This window comes from Morganella psychrotolerans, from assembly GCF_001676055.1.
Taxonomy (GTDB): Bacteria; Pseudomonadota; Gammaproteobacteria; order Enterobacterales; family Enterobacteriaceae; genus Morganella; species Morganella psychrotolerans_B.
Window position 1 is genome coordinate 169,996 of record NZ_LZEX01000044.1, and the last position, 16,335, is coordinate 186,330.

Here is a 16,335-nt window from a genome sequence, read left to right on the forward strand (position 1 = left end):
CAAAAGGTAATGGCAAATGAATAGTCGGTTGATGTTAATTTTTGCCGGTTTCAGCGGCTTTTTTTATGTTGCATTTGGCGCGATAGGCTCCCATCTCTTAACGCCTCTGCTGGCAAAGCACCAGATGGACTGGATTAATTTAGGTCTGCAATACCAAATCTCCCACACGCTTGCAATGATGGGGCTTGCCGCATTGCTGATGCGAAAAGTGGTATTGTGGTTTTACTGGAGTGGATTATTTTTCGGGATCGGTATTTTACTGTTCAGCGGCAGCCTGTATTGTATGGCGCTTTTGCAGATGAAATACTTTGCCTACTTCACGCCGGTTGGCGGGGTAAGTTTCCTGTTAGGTTGGGTTTGTGTATTAATCGGCGCAGTGCGTCTAAGGAAAGTGGCTTCCGGCCATGAATAAAATTGCATTATATTGCCGTCCGGGCTTTGAAAAAGAGTGTGCAGCCGAGATCACGGATAAAGCCGGACGTCTTGAAATTTTCGGATTCCCGCGTGTTAAAGAGAACAGCGGGTATGTCATTTTTGAATGTTATCAGCCGGATGATGCTGATCGCATTGCAAAAGAGATCCCGTTTAAAGAATTGATTTTTGCCCGCCAGATGATTGTGGTGGGTGAATTACTCAAGCATTTACCGGAAAACGATCGCATTACACCGATTATCGGAATGCTGACCGGAATTGTGGATCGCGCCGGTGAGCTGCGTGTTGAAGTGCCTGATAATGACGAAGCGAAAGAGCTGATGAAGTTCTGCCGTAAGTTTACTGTTCCGCTGCGTTCAGCACTGCGTCAGGAAAAATTACTGCTGGCAAAAGAGAACCGTGGTCGTCCGGTTATTCACATTTTCTTTATTGCACCGGGTTGTTGCTATGCGGGTTATTCATATTCGAATAATAACTCTTCATTCTATATGGGTATTCCGCGCCTGAAGTTCCCTTCCGATGCACCGAGCCGTTCCACACTGAAGCTGGAAGAGGCTTTCCACATGTTTATTCCTTACGAAGAGTGGGAAGAGCGTCTGGAAGGCGGAATGCATGCGGTGGATCTGGGCGCTTGCCCGGGCGGCTGGACCTATCAGCTGGTCAAACACAGCATGCGCGTGCAGGCTGTGGATAACGGCACCATGGCAGAAAGCCTGATGAATACCGGACAGGTGCGCCATCTTCGCGAGGACGGCTTTAAGTTTGAACCGTCGTCGAAAAATATCACCTGGCTGGTGTGTGATATGGTTGAAAAACCGGCAAAAGTTGCAGCGTTGATGACAACCTGGATGGCGAACGGCTGGTGTCGTGAGTCTATTTTCAACTTAAAACTGCCGATGAAAAAGCGCTATGAAGAAGTGTCACATATCCTGGAAAAAATGGCTGCAGAGCTGAAAGCTCAGGATATCAATGTCCTTATTCATGCCAAGCAGCTATATCATGACCGTGAAGAGATAACGGTTCACGTCCAGCGCGTCTGGGGTGCATACAACCCGGATCGGGTCTTCTGATTATACCCTTATTCATTCAAACTGCAGGTGCGTTGGCTGCATCCTGAATGACGTTGGGTATATCCTGACTGATTACTTCGCGATATAAATAATCCCGGCTGATATTGCCGGGATTATTTTTTGTATTATTTCACTTTTGGCATGACCGAATTATTTAAGATATAGCTAATGCTCTTTCCCTTAGTGCAATAGCTGGTGCAATCTAAGCTGGTTTAAATTTCCCTGCAATTCAAGATCCCGCTTCAGAGTGGCAATATCGCGGCAGCAGTAAGCGATATCTTTTCCGTCGATAATTTTTTTACGCCACTTTTCCGGTACGTGCTCTGTATTGTTATAGAGGGTATCCAAATCCGCAAAGGTGCTGAGCAGTGTAGCTGCGGTTTTGGGACCGATCCCCGCAATTCCCGGTATTTTACTGCTGCTGATACCGCTTAATCCCCAAAAATCAGGCAGTTGTTGTGATGTGACACCAAATTCTGCAGCGATAAACGGCATATCAAGCCAGCGTTTCTGGAAATAATCGCGGATCTGAATGTGCGGAGAAAGCAACTGACAGTAACCTTTGTCTGTGGAGACAATGGTTGCCTGATGTCCCGCCTGACCGACTTTGTGTGCCAGTGTTGCCGCCAGGTCATCGGCTTCATCGCCCTCAGAGTGCCATGCATTGATGCCGTGGCGGGCAAACATCTCCCGTAGCAGTGGTAACTCCTGCCTGACAATATCCGGCATTTCGCTGCGTCCGGCCTTATAACCGGGCAACAACTGATGCCGCCAGCTGTGGCTGCGGTCATCTTCATCAAAGACAGCGACAGCATGTGTGGGCTGTGCATGCCCCAGAATCTGCATCAGCGCCTGTTCACAGATAATCAGACCGGACTGGCTTTGTACCGCGTAGATCCGGCGGATCAGATTCATTGCATCGATAATCAGTAAATGGATCATAATCGCTTTATATATAAAATTTCCCCGCCGGAGGCGGGGAAGTCAGTTCAGAGAAAGGTAATCATCAGCGGACGATTTCGTAGCACGGCTCGTAGGCGGAGCTGCCCGGCAGCTTCATCCGGTGCTGGTCAACGAATCCGCGCAGCATGACATCCATGCGCTGCATAATGCTTTCTTCGCCATGGATTTTAAATGGTCCGTGTTGTGCAATTGCCTGTAGGCCATTTTCTTTTACGTTACCGGCGACAATACCGGAGAAGGCACGGCGCAGATCAGCCGCCAGTTTTTCCGGTGCCTGGTTACGGTAAAGGTTCAGCGCCGCCATGTTTTCATGGGTCGGGTCAAACGGATGCTGTAAATCATCGGCAATTTTAATTGACCAGTTGAAGCTGTATGCATCGCCGGTACTGCGGCGGTTATCTTTCACCATCGGCATAGCGTGCTTCATGACACGGGCAACTTCAACCGGATCGTCAATAATAATCTGATAGTGGCGTGTTGCATCCTCGCCCAGAGTATTGATCACGAAATCATTGAGGACACGGAAGTAGTCTGCACTCTCTTTTGGCCCGGTTAAGACCAGCGGCAATACCTGCTCTTTATTATCCGGATGCATCAGTATTCCCAACAGATAAAGCAGCTCTTCCGCTGTACCGACGCCGCCCGGGAAGATAATTATCCCGTGTGCGAGACGGACAAAGCTCTCAAGGCGCTTTTCGATATCCGGCATGATGATCAGTTCATTGACCAGCGGATTAGGCGGCTCAGCGGCGATAATCGACGGTTCTGTCAGCCCGATAAACCGGCTGTTTTTGTAGCCTTGTTGTGCGTGACCGACAGCCGCACCTTTCATCGGTGCTTCCATGGCACCCGGTCCGCAGCCGGTACAGATATTCAGTTCGCGCAGTCCCAGTTCGTTACCGACTTTGCGCCCGTACAGGTATTCTGTTTCATTGATGGAGTGACCGCCCCAGCAGACAATCATATTCGGATCTTCATCAATATGCAGGGCACGGGCATTGCGCAGAATAAAGAAGATCAGGTTGGTCAGATGCGCACCATCATCCAGATTCAGACCACGGCAGCGCTGGGCGTCCGTAATTTGTGTCTGCACAAACAGAATGTCGCGCAATACAGCGAACAGATTTGCCTGGAGTGAGCGGATAATTTTACCGTCAACAAAGGCATTTTGCGGCGGATTGACCAGTTCGAGTTTTACACCACGCTCACGGCGCAGCACATTGATATCAAAATCCTGAAATTTAGACAGCAACGCGTGACTGTTGTCTGTCTGGCTGCCGGAGTTCAGTACCGCCAGCGAGCAATTGCGGTAAAGGCGGTACAGGTGGCTGCTCGCGGTTCGTTTTAAAACATCAACTTCGAACTGAGAGAGCAGGTCCATCGAACCTAGCGGGCTGATATGTGTGATCAAGTAAAACTCCTTGTTATCCCGTGGATAAAATATGTTCACTCTGCACGTTCCGTACTGTCGGCCTTACTGGCGGGCCAGACGGGCTGCGGATGGTGTAAAGTCCGTATTTGTACGCCACGGATTGATATCCAGCCCGCCGCGCCGTGTGTAACGGGCGTAGACGGTCAGGGTTGCCGGGCGGCAGTGTGTATTGATATCAGTAAAAATACGCTCAACACACTGTTCATGAAATTCGTTATGGTTGCGGAATGACACCAGATAGCGCAGTAGTTTGGCGCGATCGATCCGTGGACCACGGTATTGGATTGAGACCGATCCCCAATCCGGCTGCTGTGTGATCAGGCAGTTTGATTTTAACAGGTGGCTGACTAACGTTTCTTCAACGAAATCGTCGTTGTCATTGACCGCGTCAATAAGATACTCACTGCTAAACTGATAATCCGCAATAGTAATATCCTGATAATCAAGACATTCACCGGTAAAATCAACGATTTTTTGTTCAGCGAACTGTTCCGGGCGCAGAAGTTTAACGGTTACCTCACCCTGTGCGCAGGCACTCAAATCCTGCTCCAGTGTTTTTCGTACATCATCAGCAGAGGCAAAAACAGTCTGATTAAAGCTGTTGAGATAGAGCTTAAAGCTTTTTGATTCAATCAGATTCAGCCCGCCGGCATCGAGTGAGACATAACCCAGCGCGATACAGGGAACCCCGTTGGGTTGCAGCCAGGAGAGCTCATACAGCGTCCAGAGATCCGCACCACGGAAAGGCAGGTTATCTGCATGCAGATGCAGTGCATCCCGGTTCAGGCTGCGCGGTACACCCTGCAATAATGCGGGATTGTAGTGCTGCTCGTAGCCGGTTTTTTTGCCCAGCGTCAGAGACGCTAACTCAGCTTTTCCTTCATACAGAGACATATATAGCCTTTTAACATCAGATGACAAAATTGTACGCCTGTCGCCAATATAGCCTGTCATACGTTACTATAGCGATATGGCACACTTATTTTTATCAGGTTTTGCGAAATGACCCGAACGGTTTCTCAGGCGTTACATCAGTTTACCCGACATTATGTCGGTTTATGTCAGGAAAAAACAGGCTTAGCGCCGGTCAGTCATGAACTTTACAGCATTCCGTCACCGTGTATTATTCGTACAGGTGATGAGTGTGTGTACTGGATGCCGGCAGCATTTACGGCTGATCCACATTTACAACCGGTTGAAAATGCGCTGGGAATTGAAGTGCATCCGGATGTGGCTGAATATTACACACAGCAGTTCGCGGGGGATATGCAGGCGAACTTTGAGGGGCTGCCGCTCAGTCTGGTACAGGTCTGGAGTGAAGACGATTTTATCCGTCTTCAGGAAAACCTGATAGGTCACCTGGTGACACAGCGGCGTCTCAAACTTCCGCCGACCCTGTTTATTGCCACCCTTGAGTCAGAGTTTGACATCATTTCAGTCTGTAATCTGAGCGGGGAAGTTCTCCTGGAAACATTCGGCACTAAAAAGCGCCGGGTACTTGCTGCGGATATTGCGACATTTCTTTCTCTGCTGACTGTTGAATTTACAGCATAACGATAACTGACATCCGTGTGGGATTCTGTCGCTTTATCCTGCTGCCTCTGTCCGGAAATCATGACAGTTTGTTAAAAATAATCAGACAATTCATCAGGTTATTTTTTGTTACACGTTGATGCGACAAATAGTTACCTGTGCTTGTGTTGTTTGTACCTGCGGGTTCCTGCATCCTGTCTGTGTTCATAAGGAAATGGACGAAAATAAACGGACGTATTTTCTTCAGGGACAGGATGTTATTTCATTAAAAATGAGGGGGGATTTTCCCCCCTCTTTTTTATTGCCTTTTTTGTACCCGGATCGCGGGAATTGATTTTTACTTAATTGACACCAATGTTACGCTATACCCAATATTATTCAGGATGCAGGCAGCAAGCTCCGCCTTCCTGAGATGAACTTATTGTGCGGGTGAACAGGTTTCAGTTATGACAAAACATCAGCAGATTGTTGATATTCTTACCGGTATTGAAGAAGAAATGCGCGCAGTTGATCTGTGGCAGGGACAGCCGCCTGCGGCAGATGCGTTTGAAAGCAAACTGCCGTTTGCCGTCGATACCATGAATGCCCACGAATGGTTACAGTGGATCCTTATTCCGCGCCTGTATGCTGTGATTGAGCAGGGTTCAGCATTACCGTCCGCCTTTCAGATAACCCCGTATTTTGAAGAGCATTACCGCAATGATGCAGAATCGGCACGCTATCTGGCATTATTAAATCATCTGCGGACATTGGACGGGCTTTTCGCGTGAGTCAGTTATTAGAAATTTGCTATCAGGATGAATATCTTATTGCAATCAATAAGCCTGCCGGATGGTTAGTCCACCGCAGCTGGCTTGACCGCCATGAGACGGTTTTTGTGATGCAGACATTGCGCGACCAGATTGGTCAGCATGTTTTTCCTGTCCATCGCCTGGATCGCCCGACATCGGGTGTGCTGCTGATGGCGCTCTCTTCTGATGTGGCAAGGCTGCTGTCTCAGCAGCTTGAGCGCCACGAGATGCAGAAAACGTATCATGCCATTGTGCGTGGCTGGATAGAAGAAACCGCCACCCTGGATTATGCGCTGACAGAAGAGCTGGATAAAATCGCGGATAAATTTGCCACGGAAAAACCGGCACAACCGGCGGTGACTCACTACCGACCGCTGGCGCGGATTGAATGCCCGGTTGCTGTCGGGCGTTATCCGACCTCCCGCTATACCCTGATGGAGCTGAAACCGGAAACCGGACGAAAACATCAGCTGCGCCGACATATGACTCATTTGCGCCACCCGATTATCGGCGACAGCGCTCACGGCGACCTGCGGCAAAACCGGGGGTTCACTGAGCATTTCGGCAGCCGCAGACTGATGTTGCACGCCTCTGAGCTGTCTCTGATGCATCCGGTTACCGGTGTACCATTAGTGTTCCGCGCCCCCTTTGATGAGCAATGGCAGCAGGTTGCGGCACAGTTTGGCTGGACGTTACCCTGAACATCGTAAAAATGATTTTTCTGATTAAATCTGACTGAAAAGGACAAATGATGGCGCGTATCGGTATTTTTGTCGGCACAGTGTATGGCAATTCGCTGGCTGTGGGTGAAGAAGCACAGGCTGTCCTGACGGACGCCGGTCATGATGTGACATTATTTGATGAACCGGAACTTGCACAGTGGAAAGCCTATCTGACGGATGTGGCGCTGGTGATTACCTCCACGACCGGGCAGGGTGATTTACCGGATAATATCCGCGCGCTGTTTGCCGGGCTGCGCGATGACGTTGGTTATCAGCCATCCCTGCGTTACGGCATTATCGCGCTGGGCGACAGCAGTTATGATAACTTTGCCGGTGGTGGTCAGCAGTTTGATGAACTATTGCAAGAGCAACAGGCGCAGCGCATTGGTGAGATGCTGGTGATTGACGGCGCAGACGTTGCCGTGCCTGAAGAGTATGCACTGGCGTGGATAACACAGTGGGCCGCGCTGATTAAGTAACTAAAAACCTCGCCGTTATAAGCCTGACACGGCACAACGGCGCAGTATACCTTTATCATTCAGACGCAGGTGCGTTGGCAGGCCTGCATCCTGAATGATAAAGGGTATTGGCTGAGGATTATTTGCGGGTCAGTTTTTCAAGATCGCTTTCAATCTCAGCGATTTTGTTTGACACAACATGCTCCAGATGGCGCAGATCGTCGAGGATCTTGCGTTTAAGATCAACTTCCGGCAGCGCACTTTCATCCTGTATGCAAATTTTATCCAGCTCTTCAATAACATAACGAAGGTTGCTGTTGATTTCGTTGACTTCTTTAAAGCCCTGCGCGTCCTGAATCGTTTTGCGCTGGCGCGGGTATTTAAACTTCACGCTTTTGGCAAAAAACTCACCTTTATCTTTGCGAAAATAGATTTTCAGAATGTCATTGTTCGCTTCCTGACGAAGGGTATAGCGATCAATATCTTCAGGATGCGTAATTCCCAGACTTTTTAAATTGTCATACATGTGCGCCACCTATTTAGAGTATATTCTGTTCTGTTTTCACCGGATGCGGCGAAAGATAAACTGCACGGATAATAAAATAGCGGAGTTATTATCCGCTATTTCTGAGATTAGTCTATGGTGCGTAACAATTCATTAATCCCGACTTTTCCCCGGGTTTTTTCATCCACTTTTTTGACGATGACCGCACAATAGAGGCTGTAGCTGCCATCTTTTGACGGCAGATTGCCGGAGACAACCACTGAGCCTGCCGGTACGCGTCCGTAGTGAATTTCACCGGTTTCACGATCGTAAATTTTGGTGCTCTGTCCGATGAAAACCCCCATCGAAATGACCGAGCCGGTTTCCACTATCACGCCTTCAACCACTTCTGAACGTGCGCCGACAAAGCAGTTATCTTCAATAATGGTCGGATTCGCCTGCAACGGCTCTAACACGCCGCCGATACCGACTCCGCCGGAGAGATGCACATTTTTCCCGATCTGTGCACATGAGCCGACAGTCGCCCAGGTATCAACCATTGTGCCTTCATCCACATAAGCGCCGATATTGACATAAGACGGCATCAGCACTGTGTTGCGGGCAATATAAGCACCACGGCGGGCTGCGGCCGGCGGCACGACACGAAAGCCTTCGCGCTCAAAACGAGCCTGGTCGTATCCGGCGAATTTCATCGGGACTTTATCGAAATAGCGGGACTCCGAGCCATCCATGACCTGATTATCACTGATACGGAAAGAGAGCAGCACTGCTTTTTTCAGCCACTGATGGGTTACCCAGGTATCGCCGATTTTTTCTGCGACCCGCAGTTTCCCGCAATCCAGTAACTCAATCACCTGATTGACTGCTTCGCGCAGTGCAGGCGTGGTGGTTGCCGGTGTGATGGCGGCGCGGTCTTCAAAGGCGGATTCAATAATGGCCTGTAATTGCTGCATTGACGTCATGTTCCTTTTATCGGGTGATTTGACAAATTTACTCTGTTTTATCCTTTGAATTGAGGGCTTTTGTCAACCTTTTAGCCAGTTCTTCCTGAATGTTTTTATTCAGCGCTTTATTATCCTTATCCGTCAGAATGAAGATATCCTCTACTTTTTCGCCGGTTGTGGTGATCCGCGCACCATGCAACTGTAAAGCGAGCCCGGCAAAAATTTGTCCGACCTGCGCCAGCAATCCGGGCTTGTCTAAGGCATACAATTCCATATAACTGCGCAATCCCCGTTTGTTGTGGATAAATCGGATACGGGTCGGTACATCGAAATGACGCAGCTTTGCCGGTGCGGTGCGGGTGCGGTGATTGGGGATAAAATCGGTGGTCACCGCGGCGGCAAGCGCGTGACGGATGCATTCGTGGCGGTCGGCGGCAAGCTGTTTACCGTCCGGCTCCAGTACCACAAAGGAGTCCATTGCCATGTTGTCCCGGTTAGTAAAAATCTGCGCATTCTGGACACTCAGATTGCGGCGATCCAATTCACTGACCACTGAGGCAAACAGTGAAGGCCGGTCGTGGCACCAGATAAAAATTTCACTGCCGCCATGGCTGCGCTGGTTGCTGATAAGGATCAGCGGCGAGTCTGTATCGTGGCTTATCAGGGCTTTTGCGTGCCAGGCAAGTTGTTCAGGGGTATGGCGCAGAAAATAATCTGCGTGGCAGCGCGACCAGAGCAACTGAAGGCGCTGTTCATCCGTACCGTACTGGCGCAGCAGTGCCAGGGCGCGATCGCGGTGATGGCGGATACGCTGGCGCAGATTGGGTTTGTTATGCACTCCGCGCAGCAACTGGTTTTCCGTACTGATAAACAGCTCCTGAAGCAGACTGCGCCGCCAGCTGTTCCACAGCGAGGCATTGGTCGCCCAGATATCCGCCACTGTCAGACAAATAAGATAGCGCAGGCGATCAACTGTCCGGACTTCGTCGGCAAAGGTGCGGATCACTTCCGGATCCTGAATATCGCGGCGCTGTGCAGTGACTGACATCAGAAGGTGTTGTTCAACCAGCCAGCTGACCAGATCGGTATCTTCTTCACTCAGCGAGTGGTATTCACAGAACTGACGGGCATCGGCTGCGCCAACGACAGCATGATCACCCTGTCTGCCCTTGGCGATATCATGGAACAGGGCGGCAAGGCGCAGCAGCTCCGGCTGTGCAAGCGCCGGATAAACATCCACACAAACAGGATGGTTTACCCGCTCTGATTCCCGCTTGAATGTGTCTATTTTTCCCAGCACGCGGAGCGTGTGTTCATCGACCGTATAGGCATGGAATAAATCGAACTGCATTTGTCCGACAATATTACTCCACAGCGGCATGTAGGCGCTCAGTACGCCGTGGCGGTGCATCGGGACAAACGCCGCACTTACCCCGCGCGGATGGCGGAGAATAGCAATAAACAGCTCCCGCGCCTGCGGGTATTCCATCAGCGGGCGGGTGAGGTGGCGGCGGGCATGACGCAACTGACGCAATGTCGCGGAATCAATCCCGGTAATACGCTCATCGCAGGCCATCAAATAAAACATCCGCATTATTGCAGCGGGGTCGTGGCTGAATGTGTCACTGTCAACTAAGCCGATCCGGTGTCCGTATAACTGAAATTCGTTATCGAGCGGGCAGGGGGCGTCGTGATGACCTGAGTGTAAAATCGCTTCATCAAACAGCTGCAACAGCATCTCATTGAGCTCAGATACACGGCGGGTAACGCGATAATAAGCTTTCATCATCCGTTCAACGGGCTGATTGCGTTCCCCGTCATAACCAAGCTGCTCTGCCACACTCAGCTGGCGGTCAAACAGCAGGCGGTTGTCGTAACGGGTCAGAGACAGATGCAGGGCGAAACGGATCCGCCAGAGTGTATCCAGGCACTCATTCAGCTCTTCCCGCTCAGCATTGGTCAGAAAACCGGAACCGGCCATTTCAGTGAGCGACGTTGCGCCAAAATGGCGGCGGGCGACCCAGAGCAGTGTGTGGATATCCCGCAGGCCGCCGGGACTGCTTTTGATATCCGGCTCCAGGTTATAACTGGTGCTGTGATAGCGGGCATGGCGCGCGTTTTGCTCTTCCAGTTTGGCGGCAAAAAAACGCGGCGACGGCCAGAAATCATCATTGAATACACGTTTTTGCAGTTGCAGAAACAGTGGCAGTGAGCCGCAGATAAGGCGTGATTCAATCAGATTGGTCGCGATAGTCAGGTCATTGAGCCCCTCACGGATGCACTCGTCAAGGTCACGCACACTGTGCCCGACGACCAGTTTCAGATCCCACAACAGCGCGATAAACTCACCGATTTTCGGTGTGAGTGCCTCCGGCAGCGGTGCTTCACTGAGCAGCAGAATATCCACATCGGATAACGGATGCAGCTCCCGTCGCCCGTAACCGCCGACAGCAATCAGTGAAAATCCGGCAATATCCTCAAACCCGGCAAACTGCCACAGGCGGATAAGCAACTGATCAATATAATCACTGCGGGTCAGCAGCAGGGAATGCACCGGTTGTCCTTCGCGGAACGCTTCTGACTGCCAGCGGTGGTAGTGTTCAAGGTGTTCCCGCAAGACAGGAAGCTGCAAATCATCATCAGTAAATGACAGCGGCGAGGCGGGCTTGAGGGCAGGTGCCGCAGACCGGGCAATATCCATGAGAGATCCTTTTCGGGGATGCGGTTTTTAATAAGATTACTGTGTCAGCGGGTAAATAACCAGCGTTCAGGGGCGATTATCGTCAGGGAACGGAGCGGGTAAGAGGACGGGGGGATCCGGGGCTGTTATCCCGTCCGGCGACAGCACCGGACGGAACAGCAGAGACACTTATTGCACGATAAGAATACGCGAAAGTGCGCCTTCTTCATCGTTGCGCAGCGTCATTATCTCACAGCCGTCGTCGGTAACGACCAGGGTGTGTTCATACTGCGCGGACAGACCGTGATCTTTGGTTTTCACCGTCCAGCCATCTTTCATTGTCCGGATGCGGTAATCGCCGGTGTTAACCATCGGCTCGATAGTAAATGCCATGCCTTTTTTCAGCACCACGCCGCCATCATCACCGTCATAGTGCAGAACCTGCGGCTCTTCGTGGAAACCTTCGCCGATCCCGTGCCCGCAGTAATCACGGACAACCGAGTAATCATGGCTTTCCACAAATTTCTGGATGGCCGCACCCAGGGTACGCAGGCGAATTCCGGGTCTGACCATACGCAGAGCGAGGTAGAGACTCTCCTGCGTGACTTTGCACAAACGTTCAGCCTGAATTGACGGCGTTCCCGCAATAAACATTGCAGAGGTATCACCATGAAAACCGTCTTTTATTACGGTCACATCGATATTAACAATATCACCGTTTTTTAAGATTTTGTCATTGTCCGGGATCCCGTGACAGACCACATCATTTACAGAGATACAGACTGATTTCGGGAAGCCGTGATAGCCGAGACAGGCAGAAATCGCGTCCTGTTTAACGGTAATATGCTCGTGGCAGAGTCTGTCCAGCTCACCGGTGCTGACGCCCGGCACAACATGCGGTTTGATCATTTCGAGAACTTCGGCCGCGAGACGACCGGCGACACGCATTTTCCGGATGTCGTCTTCTGTTTTAATTGTGATTGCCATAATTGTAGGTATCCGAACCGGGATTATCCCGTCACTTAGGAAAATGAGAATTTAGTCGGCGGTATGTTAACAGCCGGAGAAAAGGATGCCAATCATTGTGCGCCGATCATGCCAATCATTGAGTAATGCGCTGTCGTTTCTCAGGTGAAAAATGAAGAAAAAGTGGTATCGCCGGGGTATTTATGGTATAAAGCGCGCCGGTATTCCGTGTATTTTTGCCCGGAAGCCGGACTTTTAATAACTCAACTGTGTATAACACACACGGATCGGCACATGCGCCGGGGTGCTCCGAAGCGTTCAGCTGACAGGGAGTCGGTAGCATGGGATCCGTGGAGGCATAACCCCAACTAACTATTTACAGAGGTTTAAAATGGCAACTGTTTCCATGCGCGATATGCTCCAGGCGGGCGTTCACTTCGGTCACCAGACTCGTTACTGGAACCCGAAAATGAAACCATTCATCTTTGGTGCCCGTAACAAAGTGCATATCATCAACCTGGAAAAAACTGTTCCTATGTTCAACCACGCGCTGGCTGAACTGAACAAAATCGCTTCACGTAAAGGCAAAATTCTGTTTGTCGGTACTAAGCGTGCTGCTGTGGAAGCAATTCAGGAATCAGCAATCAGCTGTGACCAGTTCTTTGTTAACCATCGCTGGTTAGGCGGTATGCTGACTAACTGGAAAACAGTACGTCAGTCAATCAAACGCCTGAAAGATTTAGAAGCACAGTCTCAGGACGGTACTTTTGAAAAACTGACCAAGAAAGAAGCGCTGATGCGTACCCGTGAACTTGGTAAGTTAGAAAACAGCCTGGGTGGTATCAAAGACATGGGCGGTTTACCTGACGCTCTGTTTGTTATCGATGCAGAGCACGAGCACATTGCAATCAAAGAAGCAAACAACCTGGGTATCCCGGTATTTGCTATCGTTGATACTAACTCTGATCCTGACGGTGTTGATTTCATCGTTCCGGGTAACGACGATGCAATCCGTGCAATCAAGCTGTACCTGGGCGCAGTAGCGACAACTGTCCGCGAAGGCCGTTCACAGGATTTGGTTGTTCAGGCTGAAGAAACAGTTACTGAATAATAGAGTTCCGCTCTCAGAGCGCTCTTGTTAACCAGGTATTGCTGCAAATGGTTAGGGAGCCTTCATGGCTCCCTATACGCATCTGATATACGAACAAACTCCCCGCAGAAACAGTTTCTGCGAGCTCATCAAGGAAATAAACACATGTCTGGAATTACCGCTGCATTGGTAAAAGAACTGCGTGAGCGTACAGCCGCAGGTATGATGGAATGTAAAAAAGCACTGGTTGAAGCAAACGGTGATATCGAATTAGCTATCGATAACATGCGTAAATCCGGCCAGGCAAAAGCAGCGAAAAAAGCAGGCCGCGTTGCTGCTGAAGGTATCATCTTATCTGCGGTCAGCGCAGATGCAAAATTTGGCGCACTGATTGAAGTTAACTGCGAAACAGACTTCGTTGCCAAAGATGCCGGTTTCATTGCGTTTGCTCAGGATATCCTGACTTCGTTATGGCTGAAAAAACGACTGATGTCGAACAAATCGCTGCAAAATTTGAAGAACAGCGTGTAACACTGGTTACTAAAATCGGTGAAAACATTAGTTTCCGTCGCGTAGCTGTTTTAGAAAGCGACATGGTCGGTACTTATATGCACGGCGCACGTATTGGTGTTCTGGTTGCAGGTACTAACGCCAATGAAGAGCTGCTCAAGCACATTGCAATGCACGTTGCTGCAAGCAAACCAGAATACGTGAAACCGGGTGATGTTCCTGCTGATGTTGTTGCTCACGAGAAACAAATTCAGCTGGATATCGCTATGCAATCCGGTAAACCACAAGAAATCGCAGAGAAAATGGTTCTCGGCCGTATGAATAAATTCACCGGCGAAATCTCTCTGACCGGTCAGCCGTTCGTCATGGACCCAAGCAAATCTGTTGGTGACCTGTTAAAAGAAAACGGCGCTGACGTGACTGCATTTATCCGCTTTGAAGTGGGTGAAGGTATCGAGAAAGCTGAAGCAGACTTCGCAGCTGAAGTCGCGGCAATGAGCGGTAAATAATCATTGCATCAGAGCCGCCGGAAGGCGGTTCTGTTTTATCTGTATTAGTATCGGTATAAAAATAGTATCGGTATAAAAAATAGTACCTCTGTTTATTATCCGGCAATCGTCCGGGTATCTCTGGCAATAAATCATCTGTTTAGGACAGAACACCATGGCTACCAATGCAAAACCTGTATATCAACGTATTCTGCTGAAGCTCAGTGGCGAAGCTTTACAAGGGAATGAAGGTTTCGGGATTGATGCGGCTGTACTTGACCGTATGGCACAGGAAATCAAGGAACTGGTTGAGCTGCAAATTCAGGTCGGTGTCGTTATTGGCGGGGGCAATCTGTTTCGTGGCGCAGGACTGGCCGAGGCCGGTATGAACCGCGTCGTCGGTGACCACATGGGGATGCTGGCGACCGTTATGAACGGGCTGGCAATGCGTGACGCGCTTCACCGTGCTTATGTTAACGTGCGACTGATGTCCGCTATCCCGCTGAACGGTGTTTGTGACAATTACAGCTGGGCTGAAGCAATCAGCCTCTTACGTCACGGCCGTGTGGTTATTTTTTCAGCCGGAACAGGCAACCCATTCTTTACTACGGATTCTGCGGCCTGTCTGCGCGGAATCGAAATTGAAGCCGATGTTGTGCTGAAAGCCACGAAAGTGGACGGCGTTTACTCGGCGGATCCGGCGAAAGATCCGGATGCCGTACTGTACGAAAAACTCAACTATCAGGATGTGCTGGAGCGCGAACTGAAGGTGATGGATTTAGCGGCCTTTACGCTGGCCCGTGATCACAACCTGCCAATCCGTGTTTTCAACATGAACAAACCCGGTGCATTACGTCGTGTTGTGATGGGTGAGAAAGAAGGTACCTTGATTGCGCGTGACTAAACGCCGGGACACCGGCGGCATTTGACGGTATCATTTATATATAGATTCGCCAAACTTATAACGCGGGCTGCGCGACCAGTGCAGTCTGAAAAATTACCCGTTTCCAAGGACTCATAACGTGATTAATGACATCCAGAAAGACGCGCAGGAACGCATGGACAAATGCGTTGAGTCGCTGAGAACTCAAATTAGTAAAATCCGTACCGGCCGCGCATCTCCGAGCCTGCTTGACGGTATTATTGTTGAATATTACGGCACACCGACACCATTGCGTCAGTTAGCTAACGTCGTTGTTGAAGATTCACGCACATTAGCGCTGACTGTATTTGACCGTTCACTGTCTCCTGCTGTTGAGAAAGCGATTATGGCATCAGATCTCGGTCTGAACCCGTCTTCTGCCGGTACCGTTATCCGTGTTCCGCTTCCTGCACTGACTGAAGAGCGCCGTAAAGACCTGATCAAAGTGGTCCGTAATGAGGCAGAACAGGGTCGTATTGCTGTGCGTAACGTCCGCCGTGATGCAAACGACAAAGTCAAAGCGTTACTGAAAGACAAAGAAATCAGTGAAGATGAAGATCGTCGTTCACAGGATGACATTCAGAAAATGACTGATATGTTCATCAAAAAAAATCGATGAATCACTGGCAGCAAAAGAAAAAGAGCTGATGGATTTCTAATCCTGACATGATCTTTAAGAGAACATACATAGAAATAGTGCCTGACGGCACTATTTTTTTACCTATTAGTCAGAGAAATGACTACTCACTGTCTGTTCACCAAAGTGCTATACTTTCGCGATTCGAAATAACGATATACCCGATATCATTCAGGATGCGTTCAACGAACC

At 49.9% G+C, this 16,335-nt stretch carries 15 protein-coding genes and 2 pseudogenes; 10 read left to right on the top strand and 7 right to left on the bottom strand.

What is annotated here, in order from left to right:
• Positions 1-16 precede the first annotated feature (16 nt).
• Complete coding sequence (locus AYY17_RS18775) at positions 17-412, top strand: DUF423 domain-containing protein (protein WP_067365583.1); 396 nt, start codon at positions 17-19, stop codon at positions 410-412.
• Positions 405-1,502, top strand: coding sequence for a 23S rRNA (cytidine(2498)-2'-O)-methyltransferase RlmM (rlmM, locus tag AYY17_RS18780; RefSeq protein WP_067426305.1), 1,098 nt, complete (start codon positions 405-407; stop codon positions 1,500-1,502). Before AYY17_RS18775 ends, rlmM begins: the two co-directional genes overlap by 8 nt.
• Positions 1,503-1,682: 180 nt before the next feature.
• Here rlmM and xni read toward each other — a convergent pair whose 3' ends face one another.
• The 3 genes from xni to queF form a co-directional block, all read right to left on the bottom strand.
• A complete protein-coding gene (gene xni / locus AYY17_RS18785) occupies positions 1,683-2,447 on the bottom strand; it encodes a flap endonuclease Xni (protein ID WP_202906440.1) in 765 nt (254 codons plus the stop codon).
• 61 nt (positions 2,448-2,508) lie between these two features.
• Positions 2,509-3,876, bottom strand: coding sequence for a nucleotide 5'-monophosphate nucleosidase PpnN (gene ppnN / locus AYY17_RS18790; protein WP_067365588.1), 1,368 nt, complete (start codon positions 3,874-3,876; stop codon positions 2,509-2,511).
• Positions 3,877-3,939: 63 nt separating this feature from the next.
• Positions 3,940-4,791, bottom strand: a complete 852-nt coding sequence (gene queF, locus AYY17_RS18795; RefSeq protein WP_067426310.1) for an NADPH-dependent 7-cyano-7-deazaguanine reductase QueF — start codon at positions 4,789-4,791, stop codon at positions 3,940-3,942.
• Positions 4,792-4,899: 108 nt separating this feature from the next.
• On the opposite strand from queF, the gene syd reads away from it, so the two are divergent.
• The 4 genes from syd (at position 4,900) to AYY17_RS18815 (ending at position 7,422) form a co-directional block, all read left to right on the top strand.
• Positions 4,900-5,451: a SecY-interacting protein gene (gene syd / locus AYY17_RS18800; protein WP_067426312.1), complete on the top strand. Its 552-nt coding sequence runs from the start codon at positions 4,900-4,902 to the stop codon at positions 5,449-5,451.
• A 425-nt stretch (positions 5,452-5,876) separates the two neighbouring features.
• Positions 5,877-6,200: a YqcC family protein gene (locus AYY17_RS18805; RefSeq protein WP_067426315.1), complete on the top strand. Its 324-nt coding sequence runs from the start codon at positions 5,877-5,879 to the stop codon at positions 6,198-6,200.
• Positions 6,197-6,922, top strand: coding sequence for a tRNA pseudouridine(65) synthase TruC (gene truC, locus AYY17_RS18810; protein WP_067426317.1), 726 nt, complete (start codon positions 6,197-6,199; stop codon positions 6,920-6,922). The genes AYY17_RS18805 and truC overlap by 4 nt, the downstream gene beginning before the upstream one ends.
• A gap of 50 nt (positions 6,923-6,972) precedes the next feature.
• Positions 6,973-7,422, top strand: coding sequence for a flavodoxin (locus AYY17_RS18815; protein ID WP_067401618.1), 450 nt, complete (start codon positions 6,973-6,975; stop codon positions 7,420-7,422).
• Between the two features lie 118 nt (positions 7,423-7,540).
• On the opposite strand, the gene AYY17_RS18820 is transcribed toward AYY17_RS18815, so the two are convergent.
• The 4 genes from AYY17_RS18820 to map all read right to left on the bottom strand — a co-directional run bounded on the left by AYY17_RS18820 (position 7,541) and on the right by map (position 12,517).
• Positions 7,541-7,927 (bottom strand): DUF3461 family protein, encoded by a 387-nt coding sequence (locus AYY17_RS18820; protein WP_067426319.1) that lies wholly within the window; start codon positions 7,925-7,927, stop codon positions 7,541-7,543.
• Between the two features lie 107 nt (positions 7,928-8,034).
• On the bottom strand, positions 8,035-8,859 hold the full coding sequence (dapD, locus tag AYY17_RS18825) for a 2,3,4,5-tetrahydropyridine-2,6-dicarboxylate N-succinyltransferase (protein WP_067426322.1): 825 nt from the start codon (positions 8,857-8,859) through the stop codon (positions 8,035-8,037).
• 37 nt (positions 8,860-8,896) lie between these two features.
• On the bottom strand, positions 8,897-11,551 hold the full coding sequence (gene glnD, locus AYY17_RS18830; RefSeq protein ID WP_067426324.1) for a bifunctional uridylyltransferase/uridylyl-removing protein GlnD: 2,655 nt from the start codon (positions 11,549-11,551) through the stop codon (positions 8,897-8,899).
• Between the two features lie 168 nt (positions 11,552-11,719).
• Complete coding sequence (map, locus tag AYY17_RS18835; RefSeq protein ID WP_067426326.1) at positions 11,720-12,517, bottom strand: type I methionyl aminopeptidase; 798 nt, start codon at positions 12,515-12,517, stop codon at positions 11,720-11,722.
• Between the two features lie 370 nt (positions 12,518-12,887).
• Here map and rpsB point away from each other — a divergent pair, with 370 nt between their 5' ends.
• The 4 genes and pseudogenes from rpsB to frr all read left to right on the top strand — a co-directional run bounded on the left by rpsB (position 12,888) and on the right by frr (position 16,165).
• Positions 12,888-13,607: a 30S ribosomal protein S2 gene (gene rpsB / locus AYY17_RS18840; protein WP_067401626.1), complete on the top strand. Its 720-nt coding sequence runs from the start codon at positions 12,888-12,890 to the stop codon at positions 13,605-13,607.
• A 144-nt stretch (positions 13,608-13,751) separates the two neighbouring features.
• Positions 13,752-14,605, top strand: a pseudogene (gene tsf, locus AYY17_RS18845) (translation elongation factor Ts).
• A gap of 154 nt (positions 14,606-14,759) precedes the next feature.
• A complete protein-coding gene (pyrH, locus tag AYY17_RS18850; protein WP_067401629.1) occupies positions 14,760-15,488 on the top strand; it encodes a UMP kinase in 729 nt (242 codons plus the stop codon).
• A 118-nt stretch (positions 15,489-15,606) separates the two neighbouring features.
• Positions 15,607-16,165: pseudogene (gene frr / locus AYY17_RS18855) on the top strand (ribosome recycling factor).
• Positions 16,166-16,335 lie beyond the last annotated feature (170 nt).